General features: G+C 41.0%; 24 protein-coding genes. 4 read left to right on the top strand and 20 right to left on the bottom strand.

Annotated elements, in window-relative coordinates:
* Nucleotides 1-9: 9 nt before the first annotated feature.
* From FTV17_RS06820 to FTV17_RS06830, 3 genes are all read right to left on the bottom strand, one after another.
* Entirely contained in the window at nucleotides 10-675 is a 666-nt protein-coding gene (locus FTV17_RS06820; RefSeq protein WP_179998692.1) for an urease accessory protein UreF, read from the bottom strand.
* Nucleotides 662-1,147: an urease accessory protein UreE gene (gene ureE, locus FTV17_RS06825; RefSeq protein ID WP_179998693.1), complete on the bottom strand. Its 486-nt coding sequence runs from the start codon at nucleotides 1,145-1,147 to the stop codon at nucleotides 662-664. Before ureE ends, FTV17_RS06820 begins: the two co-directional genes overlap by 14 nt.
* A gap of 170 nt (nucleotides 1,148-1,317) precedes the next feature.
* On the bottom strand, nucleotides 1,318-2,205 hold the full coding sequence (locus FTV17_RS06830) for a DMT family transporter (protein ID WP_179998694.1): 888 nt from the start codon (nucleotides 2,203-2,205) through the stop codon (nucleotides 1,318-1,320).
* 387 nt (nucleotides 2,206-2,592) lie between these two features.
* Here FTV17_RS06830 and FTV17_RS06835 point away from each other — a divergent pair, with 387 nt between their 5' ends.
* Complete coding sequence (locus tag FTV17_RS06835; protein ID WP_179998695.1) at nucleotides 2,593-4,080, top strand: PAS domain S-box protein; 1,488 nt, start codon at nucleotides 2,593-2,595, stop codon at nucleotides 4,078-4,080.
* Complete coding sequence (locus tag FTV17_RS06840; protein WP_168379989.1) at nucleotides 4,071-4,718, top strand: response regulator transcription factor; 648 nt, start codon at nucleotides 4,071-4,073, stop codon at nucleotides 4,716-4,718. The genes FTV17_RS06835 and FTV17_RS06840 overlap by 10 nt, the downstream gene beginning before the upstream one ends.
* A gap of 35 nt (nucleotides 4,719-4,753) precedes the next feature.
* On the opposite strand, the gene FTV17_RS06845 is transcribed toward FTV17_RS06840, so the two are convergent.
* From FTV17_RS06845 to FTV17_RS06890, 10 genes are all read right to left on the bottom strand, one after another.
* Nucleotides 4,754-5,746 carry a 2Fe-2S iron-sulfur cluster-binding protein gene (locus FTV17_RS06845; protein ID WP_218945299.1) on the bottom strand — a complete coding sequence of 331 codons (993 nt, stop codon included), beginning with the start codon at nucleotides 5,744-5,746 and terminating at the stop codon, nucleotides 4,754-4,756.
* Nucleotides 5,747-5,751: 5 nt separating this feature from the next.
* Nucleotides 5,752-6,084 carry a non-heme iron oxygenase ferredoxin subunit gene (locus FTV17_RS06850; protein WP_168379990.1) on the bottom strand — a complete coding sequence of 111 codons (333 nt, stop codon included), beginning with the start codon at nucleotides 6,082-6,084 and terminating at the stop codon, nucleotides 5,752-5,754.
* The gene (locus FTV17_RS06855) at nucleotides 6,081-6,851 is read right to left on the bottom strand and encodes an SDR family oxidoreductase (protein ID WP_179998697.1); all 771 of its coding nucleotides are present in this window, start codon (nucleotides 6,849-6,851) and stop codon (nucleotides 6,081-6,083) included. The genes FTV17_RS06850 and FTV17_RS06855 overlap by 4 nt, the downstream gene beginning before the upstream one ends.
* On the bottom strand, nucleotides 6,848-7,372 hold the full coding sequence (locus FTV17_RS06860) for a flavin reductase family protein (protein WP_092766728.1): 525 nt from the start codon (nucleotides 7,370-7,372) through the stop codon (nucleotides 6,848-6,850). The genes FTV17_RS06855 and FTV17_RS06860 overlap by 4 nt, the downstream gene beginning before the upstream one ends.
* Nucleotides 7,359-8,630, bottom strand: coding sequence for a styrene monooxygenase/indole monooxygenase family protein (locus FTV17_RS06865; RefSeq protein WP_179998698.1), 1,272 nt, complete (start codon nucleotides 8,628-8,630; stop codon nucleotides 7,359-7,361). The genes FTV17_RS06860 and FTV17_RS06865 overlap by 14 nt, the downstream gene beginning before the upstream one ends.
* A 34-nt stretch (nucleotides 8,631-8,664) precedes the next feature.
* Entirely contained in the window at nucleotides 8,665-9,156 is a 492-nt protein-coding gene (locus FTV17_RS06870) for a nuclear transport factor 2 family protein (RefSeq protein ID WP_179998699.1), read from the bottom strand.
* 12 nt (nucleotides 9,157-9,168) lie between these two features.
* Nucleotides 9,169-9,522 (bottom strand): hypothetical protein, encoded by a 354-nt coding sequence (locus FTV17_RS06875; RefSeq protein WP_179998700.1) that lies wholly within the window; start codon nucleotides 9,520-9,522, stop codon nucleotides 9,169-9,171.
* An 11-nt stretch (nucleotides 9,523-9,533) separates the two neighbouring features.
* On the bottom strand, nucleotides 9,534-10,736 hold the full coding sequence (locus FTV17_RS06880) for an aromatic ring-hydroxylating dioxygenase subunit alpha (RefSeq protein WP_179998701.1): 1,203 nt from the start codon (nucleotides 10,734-10,736) through the stop codon (nucleotides 9,534-9,536).
* A 110-nt stretch (nucleotides 10,737-10,846) separates the two neighbouring features.
* Nucleotides 10,847-12,181: an acetamidase/formamidase family protein gene (locus tag FTV17_RS06885; RefSeq protein WP_179998702.1), complete on the bottom strand. Its 1,335-nt coding sequence runs from the start codon at nucleotides 12,179-12,181 to the stop codon at nucleotides 10,847-10,849.
* A 45-nt stretch (nucleotides 12,182-12,226) separates the two neighbouring features.
* Nucleotides 12,227-13,111 carry a transporter gene (locus tag FTV17_RS06890; protein WP_179998703.1) on the bottom strand — a complete coding sequence of 295 codons (885 nt, stop codon included), beginning with the start codon at nucleotides 13,109-13,111 and terminating at the stop codon, nucleotides 12,227-12,229.
* 332 nt (nucleotides 13,112-13,443) lie between these two features.
* Here FTV17_RS06890 and FTV17_RS06895 point away from each other — a divergent pair, with 332 nt between their 5' ends.
* Entirely contained in the window at nucleotides 13,444-13,926 is a 483-nt protein-coding gene (locus tag FTV17_RS06895) for an NUDIX hydrolase (protein WP_257219897.1), read from the top strand.
* Here FTV17_RS06895 and FTV17_RS15495 read toward each other — a convergent pair.
* From FTV17_RS15495 to FTV17_RS06925, 6 genes are all read right to left on the bottom strand, one after another.
* Nucleotides 13,913-14,599: a hypothetical protein gene (locus FTV17_RS15495; RefSeq protein ID WP_257219898.1), complete on the bottom strand. Its 687-nt coding sequence runs from the start codon at nucleotides 14,597-14,599 to the stop codon at nucleotides 13,913-13,915. The genes FTV17_RS06895 and FTV17_RS15495 overlap by 14 nt on opposite strands.
* A 28-nt stretch (nucleotides 14,600-14,627) precedes the next feature.
* A complete protein-coding gene (locus tag FTV17_RS06905) occupies nucleotides 14,628-15,032 on the bottom strand; it encodes a hypothetical protein (RefSeq protein WP_179998705.1) in 405 nt (134 codons plus the stop codon).
* 167 nt (nucleotides 15,033-15,199) lie between these two features.
* Nucleotides 15,200-16,900, bottom strand: coding sequence for an urease subunit alpha (gene ureC, locus FTV17_RS06910; protein WP_179998706.1), 1,701 nt, complete (start codon nucleotides 16,898-16,900; stop codon nucleotides 15,200-15,202).
* A gap of 12 nt (nucleotides 16,901-16,912) precedes the next feature.
* A complete protein-coding gene (locus tag FTV17_RS06915; RefSeq protein WP_035270651.1) occupies nucleotides 16,913-17,221 on the bottom strand; it encodes an urease subunit beta in 309 nt (102 codons plus the stop codon).
* 22 nt (nucleotides 17,222-17,243) lie between these two features.
* On the bottom strand, nucleotides 17,244-17,546 hold the full coding sequence (gene ureA, locus FTV17_RS06920) for an urease subunit gamma (RefSeq protein WP_035270654.1): 303 nt from the start codon (nucleotides 17,544-17,546) through the stop codon (nucleotides 17,244-17,246).
* Nucleotides 17,547-17,642: 96 nt separating this feature from the next.
* Nucleotides 17,643-18,518, bottom strand: a complete 876-nt coding sequence (locus FTV17_RS06925; protein ID WP_179998707.1) for an urease accessory protein UreD — start codon at nucleotides 18,516-18,518, stop codon at nucleotides 17,643-17,645.
* A gap of 235 nt (nucleotides 18,519-18,753) precedes the next feature.
* Here FTV17_RS06925 and FTV17_RS06930 point away from each other — a divergent pair, with 235 nt between their 5' ends.
* Complete coding sequence (locus FTV17_RS06930; RefSeq protein ID WP_179998708.1) at nucleotides 18,754-19,689, top strand: lauroyl acyltransferase; 936 nt, start codon at nucleotides 18,754-18,756, stop codon at nucleotides 19,687-19,689.
* Between the two features lie 22 nt (nucleotides 19,690-19,711).
* On the opposite strand, the gene FTV17_RS06935 is transcribed toward FTV17_RS06930, so the two are convergent.
* The coding region (locus FTV17_RS06935; protein ID WP_179998709.1) for a hypothetical protein at nucleotides 19,712-20,202 on the bottom strand (491 nt) is incomplete at its 5' end.

Consider the following 20,202-nt stretch of genomic DNA (forward strand, 5'->3'; position numbering starts at 1 on the left):
TATGTTTTTTTAAGATCTAAATAAGCGTGAATATTGTGTTTCATGCGACATGCTGAGCATGGCATATTGAGGTAAGGCACTGCTAAGTTGATGATCTTCTATACACATTGCATGCGTTATGGCATCTGGGACTAAGCCATGTAAATGCCACAAAATTCGTTGACCACTCATCTGACCGAGCGGCACAGTTTTGACTGCGCCAAGCACTTGGTTTTCTAAAACAGTAAACGTATAAGCCGTTAAAACATCTTCGATATTCAGATCCAATCGCCCACATAACTGAGCATATACGGGTACAAATCCAAGTTGTTTTTTGACCGTAACGGGCATTTTCAGCACATCTTTAATCCATGCGTTCAAGGAAAATGCCAACTGCTGAGATTCAGCTAATAACTCACGACTTTCACGACTGGCACGATACAATTGCGCCCAATGATTAAACTGCTGTTCATCATCATGGGCCTGCATCAAACGCTTCAAGACAGGTAGCTCAAAACGAACCAAAAGCACTTCCAGAACTTCTTCGAAGTAAGCAATACTGGATTGCTCGTCATTAATCAAACCTTGATCGATCGCACTTTCAACACCTTGCGAATAGCAATAAGCGCCTACAGGCAAAGCTGTAGAGGACAAAGTTAACAGTTTGAGTAAGTGAGCTGCATTAGTGATGCGCATGAGCATGAATCGCTTTGATTGGGCTTAGACGATGATCATGTGCATGCTGAGCATAAGCACCACTTTCTGGCTCAAATGGATGATCCACTTCCGTGACCATTAAACCCAATCCTTCGACCATTTCGGCTAAGACATGATCAGGTTCAAAATATAGTGCACTAGGCGTGAGCATAAGAGGGACATGACGATTCCCCAAATGATAGGCTGCTTTCAAAAGCTCAAATTCAGAAGAAGCTTGGACACACATTAGGCGTTCGGGCAACGCATCCACCCGCAGTAAGTCACCTGATTCAGTTGCAATAAATGATCCGCCGCGAAGAATACCTGTGCGCGGTAAATCTGCACCAATATTGCACCCTGAAACTAAAGTTGCACGAAAACGGCTCTTTTGTCGTGTATCAAAGTTGAGTTGCACGGTTTCGAAAGCTTGATCTTCTGTCACTGCTTCTATTCTTTGAGTATAGATTTTCATGCCTTTCCTATTGTCGCTTGAATACTTTACTTTAATTTCAACTCGCGAAATGTCTTGTCAACATCAATCCATTTACGCATCAAAATTAAGCATTATTCATGCCAACATGAAATCTATTGGTGCATCCCCTTCTTTCTTATTAAATAATATTTGATGATCTCTAAAAATATTTAAGCCCAGATCACCAAGATTGCTGCAATTACAACTAAGGCTAATCCCCAATGTTCGGCTTTCGCTAACTTTTCTTTAAAGAAGTAAGCGGAGATCAACAAACTAAACAAAATCTCAATCTGACCGAGTGTTTTCACCACTGGTACACTCATCATGCTCATGGCGGTGAACCATCCAAGTGATGCCATAAAACTACATACACTGACTTTAAAGGTCAGTCCTAGACGTTGCCACATCGCCAGCAAGGTTTGACGACTGAATAAACTGAGATACAAAAGCATACTCAAACATTGAAAGCCAATCACCGACAGTAATACCCATGCAGCGCGATGAATTGTTGGCAACATTGTTAGTTCAAGACTGGCCTCTCTGACCAATAGTGAAGTGATAGCAAAACACAAACCACTTCCGATGCCAATCATCAGTGTTTTGGGTGAAAATCCAGTAAAACCATGTCCCCGACTCAACAGAAACACAGCAAAAGCGCCTAGCAAAACACCAAACCATGCCAACCATGACAAATGATCAGAGAGAAAAGCAACGCCAATGATTGCAGCTAAGATCGCTTCACTTTTAGCCAGTCCCACGCCAATCGCATAGTTTTTTTGTTTAAATAACTGCACCATCAATGCAGTGGCTAAAATTTGGCTAATGCCTGCAATAAAAATATAAATCCAATATTGGCTAGTGAATTGAATAGTCGCTGTTACAGGCGAGAAATAATAAAGGCTACTCAAATAAATCAATGCAAAAGGCAAGGCGAAGATAAAGCGTGCAAGGGTGACGCCCCATACATCGACTGTGGTACTCAGTTGTTTTTGAAAAGCATTGCGCCATGCCTGCATAAATGCAGCCATGAGGGTAAATAGGATCCAACTAAAAGCCATACTGTTCACTTTTATCGCACAATAGACTTTTTAGTTTATGCCTCATCAAATGTAATAACTAATAAAAAAAGGATTGTATGTAGATAGCATAAAGTTTGATTTTATTCGTTAAATGAAAAGATGATATTTTTTGAGCCAACATTCCTCATGTAGCTGTCACCTAAATCAGTTGAAGTAACATGGTATCTAAATTGCATAACATTGAGACCACTGATAAATTTTTCACATGAATATTTTTATATGTTAAAAGTATGTAATTAGACCCTAAGTCTAATTGCAAGATGCTGCCCCTTAATGCAGTATTTACTTATAAAAAAAATGATTTATCAGTGACGATATTTCACCCTATACCCGATAGCCGGAAGCCATCTCAGGTAAGGACCTACAATGACCAGCTTACAATATTATCAAACTATTTTTGATAAAGCGGGCGATGCAATTTTTGTACATGATATTGGCAGTGTCCAATTTATGGATGCCAATGAAGCCGCTGTAGAACTTACTGGATATAGTAAATCTGAATTGACACAAATGAACGTTGAAAAGATCAGTGCTTTTCAACATGGTTTTGATTTGCATCATGCACTCCGAAAAGTTCAACAGGCCGCCAATACAACAGACGAAGCAATCACATTTGAATGGTTAATAGAGTCTCAAGACCAACGTCATATCCCAGTTGAAGTATGTCTTAAAAAAGTTGAGATTGAAAATGAACCAAAGCTTCTCGCTCTAGTACGTAACATCAGCGAAATCAAAAAGTATCAATATGCTCTACAGTCTAAAGATCAATATTTCAAAATGCTGCTTGAGCATTCGGGAGATGGAATTGCTATTCTCGACTTACAAGGCAAACTACTTTATGCCAGCCCATCATTACAAGGTATTCTTGGTTATCGGGATCGCTTTGTACTCAATAAGAATGTGTTAACTGCAATTCATCCTGATGATCGTATTAAAGTCAGACAGCTTCTATTTAAGAAAACAGAACAACGTGCAGTTGGTGTGATTCATTACAAAATCTTGCACCACAATGGAAAATGGCGACACCACGAGGCAACCTATCGTAACTTATTAGATCACCCTGATATTCAGGGAATATTGGTGAATTATCGTGATATCACTGAGCGTATTGAAGCTGAAGAAAAAGCACGTGCTCGTGAAAAGCAACTTGGTCATATGTCACGTTGCAAAACGATGGGCGAACTGGCTACAGCGCTCGCCCACGAATTAAATCAACCACTGGCTGCACTCAACAATTACGTTGGAGGTAGTATTATTCGCATTCAAAACGGTTTAGCCAACACACAAGAGACTCTTGATGCCCTCAATGCTGCTTTAAATCAAACACATCGCGTCAATGGCATTATTCACAGCATGAGAAGCTTTTTACGTAAAGGCGAAGCGAATTTCCAGATTCATTCTGTGAGTCATCTTATTCAAGAGTTACATCCTTTGATTAAGCTTAAAGCAGATCAAGGTGGATGTACCATCCATTATGAATTAAGTGTTTCGCCTATTTTTATATCAGCAGATGAAACGCTCTTTAGCCAAGTCATTATCAATCTCGTCTTCAATGCGGTCGATGCTCTACAAACTAACCCTGAGGGTGAAAGGGACATTTATATCCGCACTTGGCAACATAACCAACATGCTCGAATTGCAATTGCAGATAATGGGCCTGGACTCGAAGGGCAAAATCCAGAACAAATTTTTGAATCTTTCTATTCAAGTAAAAACAACAGCATGGGTATTGGCTTAACTCTGTCTCGAAGCATCATTGAAAACCATCATGGTTATTTATGGGTCTGTGAAGGTGAGTCCGGCGCTATTTTTAATATCTCTTTAGCAGCACAGGAGCGTGCAAAATGTATTTAACTAATTCTCATGTTCCCGAGCCCATTGTGTATGTGATAGATGATGATCAAGACATTTGTAATTCACTCACATGGTTGCTTGATTCAGTGCAACTCGAAACTAAAACATTCAATAGTGCGACTGAATTCCTGAATTTTCAGCGCCCGCAAACGCCTGCATGTTTAATTCTTGATATTCGTATGCGAGGGATGAGTGGCTTGCAACTACAACAACAATTGAATCAACAAAAAATCCGTATGCCAATCATTTTCATGACTGGTCACGGCGACATTCCAATGTCGGTCAATGCGATGAAAGCTGGGGCATTTGATTTTTTAGAAAAACCTTTTAATCCACAGCATATGCTTAATCAAATCCAAGCCTGTCTGCAACTTGCTGAACAAGACTTTATTGAAGAAGAAAAACGTCAAGAGCAGATGATTAAATTGAAATCTTTATCACCAAGAGAAAGTGAGATTATCAATTTATTGGTCGATGGACTTTCGAGTAAACATATCGCACAAATGTTGAATATCAGCCATAAAACAGTAGAAATTCACCGCACTCATATTCGTCAGAAATTAGGAACTGAATCTATCGCACAGATCGTCAATATGGTCTTGATGTGTCGTGATCGCTCAATACCGGCGATGGGTTAACCATCGCCTGAGGGGGAGAAAAATGATATCTTCGATTAAAAGAAACGATCAAAATGAATTTGTTGTTGTGGAATACCTGCTTGATGGGCCATTTGTTCAATAGATTTCACCATCGGTGGCGGACCTGCACAATAAATTTCATGCTCAAGCAACTGTTCGCCTAATACATCTTGAATCACTTCATGAATAAACCCCGAACGGATACCTTCAATGAATTCAGAGGAGGTTGCAGGTACATAATTGAGGCGTTCCCCTAATTCTGTCCAGTCACGTAATTGATTTTCAGTGAACAAATCACGCTGTTCACGTCCACCATGGAAAAACCAGACTTTGTGATTTTTCAAATGTGGATTGACTGCAACACCACGTGCAATCGCTAACATGGGGGCAAGACCTGAACCGCCTGCCACACAGACAATCGGACGAGGTTGTTCTTGTAAATGTGCTAAACCGTATGGACCATCAATTTGTATTTCTGCTTGTTCACGCAACTGTTCATCAAACAGTACATTGGTCATCTTACCATCAGGAACACGGCGGATTTGGAAGACCCATAAACCGTCGTCATTCGGCAGATTGGACATCGAATAGGCACGAAGTAACTCTTGATTCACCCAAACTAAGGCATATTGCCCTGGGATAAATTGTGCAGGTTCATCGGATTGCAAATGTACTTCCAAAATATCATGAGTCACCAATTGCACATGTTTAAGCTTCACTTTTTGTACTTTTGGAATCACTTTGGGTACGCATTTTTCATCTAAACGAAGCTTAATCACGCAATCCGATTTAGGACGACATTGACACGCCAGTAACCGACCTTTACGTTTATCACGATCGCTTAATCCAGGTGCATCTGCCCATAAATTTTCCACTTCACCTGACAGGACTTCGATTTTACACGTCCCGCAACCACCCGCATTACATTCGTAAGGAATGCCTAACCCTTCACGTAAGCCACCGCGAAGCAATACATCATCCGCTGCGCAGTTGAATGTGCCTTGACCTTCAATTTGAATTTTATACATCGGCATCACTCCACCAAATAGACTTTATCTTCACGCACGATGGATTGATAGGTTTTCAGTGGAATCGTACATGGCGCCCCACAAGGTTCACCTGTTTTGATATCGAATGCACCTGCATGAAATGGGCACTCCACTTCACAGCCATCAATTTCACCATCTGCCAATGATGCATCACCATGTGTACAGGTATCATCGGTGACATAGAACTCGCCATCTTCTAAGTGAAATACTGCCAATGGCGGATAACCGTCAATGATGACTTGTAGTCCCTCACCCTGTTCCACATCAGAGGTTGAACACAAAAATTTCTCAGCAACATTGGTCATTTTAATGTTCATTGGCTTAACTCCTCTATGGGTGAATCTGTGGCTTCAGGACCTAGAATGTGATAACCACCATCGGCATGAATCACACTACCTGTCAGTAATTTTGCTTTCGGGCTACACAACAAACTTAATGCTTGTGCGACTTCCTCGGCATCCGCAATACGTCCTAACACATGGAAACGTCCTGCCACTTGATCAGTTTTGGCGCGGTCTCCGCCGGAAATCATTTGCATTGGGACGGACCAAGTCCAACCTAATGAGAGTGCATGTACACGAATACCATCTTGTGCTAGATCCAGTGCCATGCTTTGTGTGAGTTGCTCTAAAGTTGCTTTAGATGCTGGATAGACCCAGCGTTCTTTTTGTGCAATACGTGCGCTTACGCTGCTGATATTAATTACTACACCATCAGTACTTTTTTTCAAAAGTGGTCGACATGCTTGTACTAACGCTGCGTGACCAAATACCGTGACATTGAACGTGTTTTGCCAATCTTGACGTGTAGATTCAGATCCATGATCTTCATACAAACACGCTAGGTTAACCAAGACGTCTAACTGAGTGAGTTTTCCACTTAAGTTACGAATACTTTCATCATTAGCGAGATCTAGAAATTCGTACTGAGCTTGGGTTGATTGTGCAACTTGCTGTCCTTGAGTTTGATTAATATCAGCAACAATGACCTGTGCACCTAAGCCTTTCAACTCTTGGACTACGGCTTGACCAATATGTGTCGCACCACCTGTCACCAAGACGACTTTTCCATCTAAGTCTGTCATGAAACCTCCTTGTACTCAGGCCATTCATTAAATTGTCCCTTGCAAAACAGCAGAGGTCGTTGATTACTGTGGCGACATTGCTCAATTTTACCGAGGAAGATTTGATGATCACCCGCTTCAATTTGTTGAGCTCTTTTGCAAATAAATTGCACGACACATCCTTCTAAAACAGGTGCTTTCGAACCTTGAATTTTCCACGTACCATACTGAAATTTGTCCGCAATCGGCTTAGCGAAGTTTAAGCCTACTTCCTGCTGATGTGCACCTAAAATATTAATGGCGAAGTATTCAGCATTTTCAAAAATAGATCGGCTTGGAGAATGATTGACTAAACTCCATAACACTAATGCAGGATCTAAAGACACTGAACTAAAGGAATTAATCGTCAACCCTACAGGTTGTTGATCTTGGTCTAGGCAAGTGACGATCGCCACTCCTGTCGCAAAGCCACCAAATGCCTGACGGAGCGATTTCGCTTCCGCCAGATCAACATCCTGCCAAAGTAATTCAGGCAGCTGCATGTTGAAACTCCTTTCGTGACAAGTATTCTTTTGCCCCAGCTTCACCATCTACCGCTGGCCAGAAACCACATGGATTGTTGAAATGCCCCATAAAATCATCTGCAATGGCTTGGTTTTGCGATGCTGCGCCTAACACTTGCAATAAGCTTTCACTTGGTGGGTTTAACAGCAAGTTGGTAAATTCTGTGGTATAACGACCTGACTTTTCCCAGAATTGCTCGAATACTTCTGTCATCCAATCTGCACTAAAGTCTTCATCACCTCGTGCTAAAATCGCAGCTAAATAATGCTCCACCATACGAGTTGCATTGTTTGCGCCTTGTCCTGCGATTGGATCATTTACAATGACAGTGTCTCCAATCCCCCAAATTTTTGCACCGTTATCTAAGGTTGCAACAGGATCTCGAACTTCAGGGCGGAATGCACCTTTGAGCCATGCGTTTGGATCACTTAATTCCATATTATCGACCATACGGAAGCTTTGATCTGGTGTTACTTTGGCAACCGCTTCTTTCATGCGTTGGACCATTTCTTCGCCAGATGTCACATCATCGAAGATATCCATTGGACCATTCGGTACACATTCAAATAAGAAACTACGACATGGACCATGCGTGTGACTATAGAACGGCATACTGAAGTATTCGCCTGCACCTGCAACAAAATTAAAATGCAAAGTCTGAGATGGTTGACCTTGCCAACTGTTTGGACCGCATAAATCATCACCTACGACGAGTGCTGCAGCCAATTTACGTGGCGGCGTTTGATGCACTGAACGTGATTCGTTGCGTTTGAATAAACTCGTGATATTGCCCTTACCTGCTGCCAAAATCGTCAGATCATTTTCAGCAGTGATTACTTCCAAATCTTCTGGACTGACATTTTGAATGATGAGCTTGCCACCACGGCGCGGATATTCCTCTAACCAACGGTGATATTTGGTTCGTTGGTCCATGGCAATACCGTCATTATCATGTAAAAAACCTGTCACAGGTAACATGATATCGCCGTTTGGTGCACGAAAATCGACATGCAATGCTTGACCACGATGCGCTTTCCCATCCCAAAAATTTAAGCCCAATCTGCGCTCTAACTCTAAAGTTCCTTCAAAAAACATTGTGGTACTGACCATACGACCATGTAACAACTCATCCGCAGGGCGATCTACATATAAAGTGACATCATATTTGTTTTCGAGTAGCGAGAACGCCAGTAATAAACCTGCTTGTCCACCACCGATAATTGCAATTTTTCTCATCTTGAATTCCCCTTAGGCCGTATTGATTCAGTGCCTATTTAACTGTGTTCGGATAGGGTTGATTGAAGGTCAAATTTAATTCAACGCGATCAAATTTCCATTCATCCTGCTCATTCCGACTTACTTCTGTTTTATAAAATCCACCTAAGCAACAGGTCGTTGCAGGTTTAACTTGATCTGTTGCGGCTGTTGTTGATTCCTCGGCTAAATTACAGACTTCCCATAACATCCAAGTTGCCTTTGCATGGTCTTGATCTAGGAGCTGTATATCGGGCATGGCCATAATATGTAAGCTCCATAACACTTGAGCCTCTGCAATATTGGACAATGCCTCTAAAATATTTTGACGTCCTTGATACTCCCCAAAACCCTTAGCACACCAAACGGCATTTTGGTGAAATACATGCTGTAAAATGGCTGGATTGTTGCGCTGATCAGCCGCTGTTGCATAGCGACCGATCAGGCCACGAATCGCCTCGCAGGCCTCCAGATAATGCAAACGCTGTTCTAGATTGTGCTGGCTCATCCTGTATTCCTCTTAAACGTTGACCACGTCACCAGTTTCATAAATGAAACGGTTCTCCGCAAATGCATACGGTACGCCAACTGAACCCTTATAAAGCTCGATGTGTGGTGCAACTTCAGCAAAGCTGAGACTTAACCAATACAACTTATGAAGCTCTTCAGGTAAGGTCCCTAGGGCATATTGATCGAGTGCGGCAAGTAGCTTGCGCATTTCGGGCAAAATAGCATCGTAAAATGCTTGCAATTCTTCTTTGGTTGAATTCAAACGCGCTTCATGGCGTTGCTTACCCGTTCCTAAAGCCCATTTCGCAACAAAAGGTTCTAAGCTTGCAAAGTCAGCTGGCAACTGTGAAATGATGTTTGACATGTGCATTCTCCTTATGCGCGATTTAAATATTGTTCAAGTACGTGGTAACCGTGACGAATCAAGATCTCTTCATCTTGAAGGTGCATCACTTTTTTCGCTTTAGATTCAAGTGCTTCTTGAGTGTCTTCCATGGTTGCGGTGTCTTCTAACCAAGCGTTACGTTGTAAGATTTGTGCAAATTCTTGTGCCCAACGCTCCGAATAAGTTTTCGCTTTAGGAATGTAATAACGACCTTCCCAACGTGTTTGATTGTGCCCAACTGGCCAGAATTGATGCGTAAACCACACCCCTTCAGTCACGTGCACCAAAATGTTTGGGAAAATGACAGACAGTTCGAAAGAGAAGTCATCACGGTCATTTGGATTGACTGTTTTTGGTAACTGAACACGTTCATAGTGATTGACTAAAGAAGCACCTGTGATTTCACCCGACAATGCTGCAGCAGGTTTTGGATTGGCATTCTTGGTCAGACACACTGCACAAGTACGGTGATCACCAAACAACTGAACTTCCTGTAAGCCTGAAGCAAAGACATTCGGGAAAGAGCCAGCATGAATGGTTGCAACGTGATAGGCTTCTGCGAACGCGTCATGTGCCACTTTCCAGTTACAATTCAATAAGGTGTTGTAAGCAAAGCACTCTTCCATTTCATGGAATGGGTAGCCACCTAAATGTTTACCCATATCACCGAGGAATTCTTCAACAGATTGTGTTCCATCATTATCAAGATTAACAAAGATAAATCCTTCCCAAACTTGGGTACGAATAGGTGCAAGACCGTTATGACCTTTATCAAAACAAGAAGTGAATTTTTCTTCTTCAGGTACACTAACCAAATCACCTTTAGCATCGTAAACCCAGCCATGGAAACGGCAAGTCACGACTGCAGCTTTATTTGAACCAAAAGTTTCATTGCCAGTCTCCACCACAACTTTATTGCCACGGTGTGAACAAATATTATGAAATCCACGAATTTCACCATCTTTACCGTGCATTAAAATGACTGAGGTTTTAGCAAAATCTAAGCGTTTAACTTTGTAGTCGCCTTTCTTTGGTATTTCTTCTACACGCCCCACTTTCAACCAAACTTTTGAGAAAACTTTTTCAATTTCCTCTTGATAGATCTCTGGCGAAATACATGGTTCGGTTGGAATAGGCTCAATACCAAGTTCTGGATATAAATCGCCCCAACGGAGTTTTGCATTACTGTTCATATGACATTCCTGTTCAAGTTTTCGTTTCTAAGTTTTAAGTTCAGTAAATTTCATGCTTATTTGCGAACAGCGTTTGAATCATCTGAATCAACCGCCGTTCACGTGATGAATTAAAGTTGGTAATGTTCGCGAACTAAGTTTGCGATCCCCAATTTTTCTAAAATTGGCATTGGACATAAGAAGGTTGCACGTACCATTCCTGGTAAACGGCTGATTTCGATAGAGCCTGTGATGGTGCAACGGTTCATAACCTCATCCACACTTAAACCTGTGACTTTTGCCGCTCGATTTAAAGCATTGTCCGTTGCATCATTGAGGTTCTTACCTGTTCCCATAAATGTGATTGGACCACTTTTCTCAATCTCAGTTTGTCCCCAACGCGCACCTAAAGCTTTCACTTTTTCACGCTCTTCCTTGGTAAATGGACGTGCCATTGGTGGTAAGTCATCTGGTGCTTGAAGTAAAATTGGGCCGTCAATTGTTAAACCTTTAATCACTTCCACTTGTAATTCTGTTTCGCCTGAAACGTCCGTGGCATGTCCTGCAATTTCACCATTGCCTTGTTGCGCATGCATATCCCCCATGTAGATACCTGCACCTGGTACTTTCACAGGACAAATCAAAATACAGCCTGGACGAATCGAATTGGTATCCATGTGACCGTCTGTTTTGGCTGCTATAAGTTCTTCTTCAGTCATCCCGAATTTATGCGGTGCATCAATCAAATACTGACCAAAGTCGTGGCAGTTGTGAGAGTCTGGTAAGTCACGTGAAGGTGTCGTACCAATATTTCCGAGGAATGGACGCATATGCGCAGCAACCCCTGGCATATCAGCACGTGCAAGCGACAAGATTGAATGCTGTGCAGCATGTTCAGGTAATGCAGAAAGCTCATTGGCATTACCAGCTAACTTGTTGGCAATCTCTTGATTGACCGTCAAACTCACTTTATTTTCTTCGTCCAACACGATCACATAACCATGTGAAAAGCGAAAAGCACTGACTTCTGCACCACAGTTTTTACAGTGAATCGCGTCGTCGCCAATCCCTTCTACATAACTTGCAGGCTGTTCAGTACCACATGCCTCACAATATTTCGCAACAAATGGATCTCCTTTATAACGCCCCTCAACAAATTGCATCACACCAGATGAGGTCGCCGTAGAGGTCACATGCATGTGTTTTATCTTTAAAGCGACAGCATCGCCCACCTCTGCACCTTCAATAAAGACAGGCAGTGTTACTTCATGCCCACCTTGGAATGCAGGTGTAATCATGGGACCCCAGCATCCTGGAGGTGTACCAGTTTTAAGTGTCCCACCATTTTTTAAAGGGCCAAGCATACGTTGACTCGGTCCGACGATACCGCCTGAAAACTCATTCACCACTAAATAATCGACAGCTCCAGCACTGCCTGCTGCATATTCTTGATTCTCAATTTTCATGGCCTTACCTCTATATGCTTGCTCTAATGTTTGGGTAACAATGTTTTAAAATGGGATGGTGATATCAATTGCGAACTTCTGACCTTCTGGTCGGTTTTCAACATCAAATTCTTTTTGATATTTCGCTGCGATTGCATACCCTTTAGGGAATTGATAGCGAACTTGTGGTCCTACGCTGGCTGCTTTAGCTTTAAAGTCACCTAAAACAGCACCTTCACCTGAGTCACCTTCAAGCTGACGATGTACGTAACCACCAACACCAACCGCCAAAGGTCCCATGTGTTTCGAGACTAAGTAATCGACATGCAAAGCATTACCCGACTCGTATTTGGTATCTTTATTCTCGAAATTGATGTCATACATCCACTTGGTACTGACTTCGATACCTTGTTTATTTAAGTATGTGGTCGAGATAATCGGTTGAATGGTGTAATAATTACGCCCAATATTTGCGAGTCTATTTTTGTTGTAAGAGCCAACTGGAATATAAAAGTCGACACCTGTCGCCACATGCCAATCCCCTTTATGCCAACCCAATAAGAATGGATCGATAATGAGATCACCCATTGCCATGTGATCATCTTGACGACCACCTAATGTAAGATCTGCATTGGCATATACAAGGAATGCATGCATGCCCCATGTCGCGCCTAAAAATGTTTTGTCGCTGACATAGACGCCACGAGCAACTGTGGCAAAGGTGTCAATTTTAAAATCATCAAATACAGGTGCATCATGTTTAAACTTATCGGCACTGTAGTGTTGGTTATAACTGACGAGATACATCCCAGGTGGTGGCATTGCGCCACCAAAAAAACTTTCCGTTCCATCAGGATAAGCACTTCCACCATTTTCAGCGGCAACCGCTAAACTTGCACTACTGAAAAGACATGTGGTCAATGCCACAGAGGTTAGATATTTCCTTACCATTTACCGCATCCCCCTCGTTGCTAAATTCCTTGCTGGCGATCTACTGCATCGTCTATCGCATGTCTTAATCTAGTCTTGAAAGGAGGCAGGGAAATATAAGGATGAATCTATGTTGAATTAAGGAATTTTCTTGTAGAAATATTGATTTTTTCTCACTGGCATACAGATTTTAGAGAAATAAAATAGGTTTTTTCGCTAGGGACATAGGTAATATCCCCTATAAATTTGAGCAATTTTTTATTTAAACTACATTTTTTGAAACATTTAAAAGTTAGCGTTGTCATATCGCTGTTGTACTTTATAGAACACAGAGCAGCGAGATGTGCACAATCATGAACATTAAAAGCAATTCCATCATCGGAGTGGGCATCATGTTGATTGATCAACGTCAAAAAGTTCTATTGGGTTATAGAAACAAAAACGATGAGCCTGCCTCATGGTGTTTCCCGGGTGGGAAAATGGATGCGCATGAATCAATTGAAGATGCTGCAGTACGCGAATTGTTAGAGGAAACTGCTTTAGATCTGAGTCAATATATTGAGTCTATTCAACCCTTAAATACGATCATTGATCAAGATTCTGAGGCAGTAAAAGTTACGTTCGGAACGATTTATCAACTTTTAGATGAACGTTTAAAAACTCAAATTTGCGTGACAGAACCTGAGATTTTTGAGCGTTGGGAATGGTTTAGTTTTGATGAGCTTCCACAACCACTTTTTCCTGAAACTGAAGTCATGATTAGACATTTTTTAAATCAGCCTCAGGAAAAAAGATGGGCTGTTTACTCAAACCAATCCAACGCTAAGACTTCCTAAATTCACTTACTAATTTCGCTAATTGCTCCATACCATCAAAAGTGGTTGGAATCTTTTCATCTGAAGAAACGAGCGGTGAGAAGATAATATTTTCGAATTTTTCAAATCCAGCTTTATTTTTTGCATGTAGCTTTTCTGAATCTTCCGCATAATTATGAATAAATTGACAAAGTGCCATACGAAGTTCAAGTTGCATCATTTGGGATTTGATAGAACGAGCTTCTTGCAAATTGATGCGATAAAAGTAAAACAGAAATAAGATTAACGAAATTGAGGGTATCAGCATGTACCAGATCGTTGCGGAATTGATCTCTATTTCTCTAGCAATCAAACAGCTAAAAAATAAAATCTCTAAAATCGGTATTATCAAAATAAATCTAAAAATCCATTTGTAGTTCGAAGTGGGATCTTTTAAGTCTCGCTTTTTTTGATCATATAAACTTTTAAATCCTGCATTAAGCAAAACAAAGTCATATGTTTGCTTGCTAGTTTCTAATCGAGATTCTAATTCGGTGACAGCATTTTGTTTGGTTTGAAGTGTATTCTCCCAGTCTTCAATTTTATCTAATACTGTGTCAATTTTCTCGAATGAGTTTAAATATTCTCCAAATCGAGGTTCTTTTATAGTTTGAGAAATTGTTTGAAAATTAGGATTACTATAGATTTCACTCATAATGAAATAAGGTATTTGATCAACAAACTTAAAAAAAATAATTCAGGTTTTGTTGAAAATTAGCCTTATTATTTTCAATAAAATTGAAAAAAGGTTGAAGCATTTTGGGGTCAGAAATACCTTTTCTAAAAAGCATTTCTTTATAATAAACATACATGCATAGTGTAAATCTTTCTAATTTTTCAGTTACAGTTGTATTTTGACCTTTATCAAATACATGTAGTAAATTAAATCCATAATATTTTTTTGTTAAAAGACAATATGTCTCAAATTGTTGTAGCTTTGTTTCAGGTAGTGAACTAACAAATGCTAAGTTTTTTATTAATAATTTTGACCAATCATCTAAAGTTGCATCATCTTTAACTCCTGAGTAAAGCTCTAAAACTTTCCCAACGGCATTTTCAAAATCTTCACTTAAAAAAGAAAAATCCATAATTTTTTTCATTGATTCTAATTAATTTAAATTCTATATAAATCAAAAACTAATTCAATAACATAATATAAAATAGAGAAAAAATGAAAAACCGTTCAATCCCTCCTAACCTCCCTTTATGAAAGGGAGGAATGTTCCTCTTTGAAAAGAGGGATTTAGGGAGATTTTTAAAACAAGAAATACCTTTGCGCCATCGGCAACACTTCCGCAGGCTCACAAGTCAGCAAGTTCCCATCTGCTCGCACTTCATAAATTTCAGGATCAACCTCCATCACAGGACAGTAGGTATTCAGTTTCATATCTTTCTTCTGAATATCGCGTGTACCTTTACATGGACTGATCAACTTTTTCAGACCCAATTTTTCATGCACGCCTGCTTCAATCGCGACTTGTGACAAGAACGTAATACAGGTGTTATGCACACCGCGCGCATTTGCCCCAAACATCGGACGATAATGCACAGGCTGTGGTGTTGGAATCGAAGCGTTAATATCTCCCATCGGCGCAGCTGCAATCATGCCACCTTTAATAATCATCGAAGGCTTCACCCCAAAAAATGCAGGCTTCCACAGCACTAAATCAGCAAGTTTGCCCACTTCCACCGAACCAATTTCATGGCTTAAACCATGCGTAATGGCAGGGTTAATTGTATATTTGGCGATATAACGCTTCACACGATTATTGTCATGCGTGGCATTGTCACCTTCTAAAGGACCCCGCTGTATTTTCATTTTATGTGCGGTTTGCCATGTGCGAATCACCACTTCACCAACTCGCCCCATCGCTTGCGAGTCTGATGACATCATCGCAATTGCACCTAAGTCCTGCAAAATATCTTCAGCAGCAATGGTTTCACGGCGAATACGACTTTCTGCAAATGCGACATCTTCAGAAATAGCAGGGTCTAAATGGTGACACACCATCAGCATATCCAGATGCTCATCAATCGTATTGATGGTATAAGGACGAGTCGGATTGGTCGAAGATGGCAACACATTGGGCTGACCAATGGCTTTTAAAATATCAGGGGCATGTCCACCGCCTGCGCCTTCGGTATGGTAGGTGTGAATGGTACGATTTTTAAATGCAGCCAAGGTTTCTTCCAAGAAACCGCTTTCATTTAACGTGTCAGTATGAATGGCCACCTGCACATCAAATTCATCGGCAACACTCAGGCAATTATCAATCGCTGCGGGGGTTGAACCCCAATCTTCATGTAGCTTTAAACCCACTACCCCTGCACGAATTTGCTCACGAATTGGGTCGGGCTGACTTAAATTACCTTTACCCAATAAACCAATATTCATCGGTAAATCATCTATGGCTTGAAGCATCGTCCCGATATGCCAAGGCCCCGGTGTCACTGTTGTTGCAGAAGTCCCTGCCGCAGGGCCTGTACCACCACCAATCATGGTGGTCACACCGGACATCAGTGCCGTTTCCACTTGCTGCGGGCAAATCCAATGAATATGCGTATCGACACCGCCTGCGGTAAGAATTTGCCCTTCACCAGCGATCACTTCCGTCGCTGCACCAAGTGGAATGGTGATATCGGGTTGAATATCAGGATTGCCTGCTTTCCCAATTTTCCAGATACGACCGTTTTTTAAACCGACATCGGCTTTGACAATACCCCACCAATCCACAATCAGCGCATTTGTAATTACAGTATCCGCAACATCTTCAGCCAACAGTTGTGATTGTCCCATGCCATCACGAATGACTTTACCACCGCCAAACTTCACTTCCTCACCATAGGTTGTGAGGTCTTGCTCAACTTCAATAAACAGCTCAGTATCCGCGAGACGAACTCGATCACCTACCGTTGGACCAAACATTTCCGCATAAGCACGGCGTGACATTTTCATTATTATTTTCCCTTAATCCAACTTACCCATAACACGACCCGCAAAGCCATACACCTCACGCTTACCTGCGAGTGCAACAAGTTCAATATCTCGACTCTGTCCTGGCTCAAAACGCACCGCTGTACCTGCCGCAATATTCAGTCGATATCCTCGTGCTAACTCACGATCAAACTGCAACGCATCATTCGCTTCAGCAAAGTGATAATGTGACCCAACCTGAATCGGTCGATCCCCTGCATTTGCTACCGTCATTTTGAGCGTTGCCCGTCCGACATTCATTTCAATGTCTGTATCGGACGTAATGATTTCACCTGGAATCATATTTAATTTTCCCTCTCAGACATCACACAATCGGTTGATGTACAGTGACCAGTTTTGAACCATCAGGAAATGTCGCTTCAACTTGTACTTCTGCGATCATTTCAGCTACCCCTTCCATTACTTCATCCCGTTTTAGCAATGTTGTTCCAAAATGCATGAGGTCACTCACACTCATTCCATCACGTGCACCTTCTAATAGTGCGGCAGAAATGTAAGCCACTGCTTCTGGATAATTCAGCTTTAAACCACGGGCCTTGCGTCTTTCCGCTACAAGCCCCGCAGTAAAAATCAGCATTTTGTCTTTTTCTGTAGGTGTTAGTTCCATAATGCTTTCCTCACTATCTTTAAATATTGATGCAAGATGTGTGCTCAAATGTTTGTGTTAAAACAACTTAACTATGTTGCTATGACAAGAATAAATTTATGTGCGCCAAATTCTTGGGAACTCTTCATCAAGATCAAACCAATAACGACGAAGCTTTGCACGAATTGCAGCAAATGCATCATGACACTCACGTACATCATTTCCGAGATAACGTGCGGTCACGACGTAATCGAGTAACGTCAATGTGACGTTAATATTCATACGCATGATTAATTCACGAATTTGATCAATATGTTGATCAAGATAGAAATTTGACCGGTATTGTTCTGGAGGCACTGCCCAAAAACTGGCCATCACTGCATGACCGTTCATCCCTAAACAAGACTTTAACCAACGATCATTACCTTTAAAATTTAAACAGTCTGCAACCAATATTTTCTGATTTTGATAAAGCTGAAATTTATTTTGATAAGCACCCTGCGAGAAGGTTTCATGTCGTGCTTGCCGTCCAATCACCAACATATCCCAACCGATAAAACTGGCAGCAGCGTCCAAATGTACGATCGTCTCTGAATTTGCATTCGCACCATTAAAGAGCATCGTCTCTTGAGGAAGCCACTCGAAAATCGCCTCATCTTGGACATGAATATGAATATGTTGAAATGCTTGTTTAAGATTGGTTTTGTACCATTTCCCTGCGCCAGGTGTGGTGACCAAAGCATGCGAATCCAGATCTATTTTCATTTCAAAGGTGAGATGATCTCCACCAGCAATTCCAGCAGGTGGATGAACAATAATGGCATGACATACTCCTGTTTTTTCAGGCCACAGCATCTTTTGCACGCGAACAGGTCCAAAGTGCTTACGATGCGCCAAAATTGTGCGATTTGAATCTTTGGTAAAACCTAACTCTAATTTAGCAAACCAATACTGTGCATTTTTGACTGGCTCATTGATCAATACTTGATTCATTCACGGTCATCTTCGTATTCATATCATTTTCAGTAAATGTTCTGCAAAAATTGCACCAAGTTTGCTCAAGCTAATTTTGGTTAAAAGTTTTTAGGCACTTAATGTTGATATTGATGAGTAATTCATGTGAAAAATCTAAGAACATTTTCCTAAAGAATCCGATTGTTGCCTTCGCCGAAAAAAAACAGTTCGTGCTAATATAGTGAATTACCTTAAATTGTTATCAAGTTTGAATATGAGTAAACAGAAAAACTACCAACTGGGAGAGTTCCAGTGGTCTTTCTTAATGCCAAAATATTGGGGCATTTGGATTGGTATTATATTTCTGATGCTCCTTGCGATATTACCTTGGGCAATTCAGCATCGTTTAGCGTATCTGATGGGAAATGTAGCTTTCAAATACTTGCGTTCACGTCGTGAAACAACTTTAAGAAATTTAGAAGTCTGCTTTCCTGAATGGATGCCCGAACTTCGTTATGAAAATGCTCGCCAAGTCTTTATTGATCAAATGGTCGGTGTTTTTGAAACACTGAATGCTTGGTATTGTCCCAAATGGTTTAAAGATCGTGTAACGATTGAAGGTTTAGAACATATTCAACAAGCGCAAGCTGAAGGGCGTGGGGCTTTACTACTTGGTACACACTCTACCCTACTCGATGCAGGTGGATATGTCTGTGCACAGTATTTTGATCCAGATGTCGTGTATCGTCCGCAAAATAATCCATTGCTAGATATGCTGATTTACCGTTGTCGTGCCACGATTTATACCCATCAAATCGACCATGATGATATGCGTGGATTAATCCGTCATTTAAAAGAAGGACGACCTATTTGGTATAGTCCCGACCAAGATTTTGGTCTTAAACAAGGTGTTATGGCGCCCTTTTTTGGTGTACCCGCAGCCACTGTAACTGCACATCGCCGTATATTAAAAATGACCAAAGCTGCCGCGATTCCACTTTACTTCTACCGTAAAGGTGATATTACAAATCCGAAATATCATATTTTGATTGAACCGGCGTTAGACAATATGCCAAGTGAAGATGAAATTGCAGACGCGACACGAACAAATTTGATTATTGAAAATCAACTTCGTTTAGCACCAACCCAATATATGTGGTTCCACCGTAGATTTAAAACACGTCCAGAAGGTTTTGAAAAAATTTATTAAAAAAAGCGGCTGAGCCGCTTTTTTATTGTGTTTCTAATACATCTGAATTTTTATCAGTATTAGGCTTTTTCGCCTCTACCATCTTATAGCGGTTGATACGACCTAACTCATCTTTTAAAGTCATATGCTGCATATCCAAGACATTTAATATCAGCTTTTCTGAAGTCTTATTTTGATCCTGATCTGTCCAATTTACATTGAACTCCGTACCTAAACGAGTCCATTGATTTGCATGAATTTCACCGACAGCAACAGGGGTTATAAATTTTGGTACTTTTCCGTTGAGATCAATTTGAATCTCTTTTAAATCCACCCTTGGACATTGCTCAGCAAAACATTGATAGGCTGTTGGTTCAGGCGTTACTTTTTGAGCAAAAGACTGTGCTTTAGCTTCTTTAGCTTCTTTAGCTTCTTTAGCTTCTTTAGCTTCTTTAGCTTCTTTAGCTTCTTTAGCTTCTTTAGCTTCTTTAGCTTCTTTAGCTTCTTTAGCTTCTTTAGCTTCTTTAGCTTCTT

It is taken from the genome of Acinetobacter sp. YH12239 (assembly GCF_013417635.1).
Taxonomy (GTDB): domain Bacteria; phylum Pseudomonadota; class Gammaproteobacteria; order Pseudomonadales; family Moraxellaceae; genus Acinetobacter.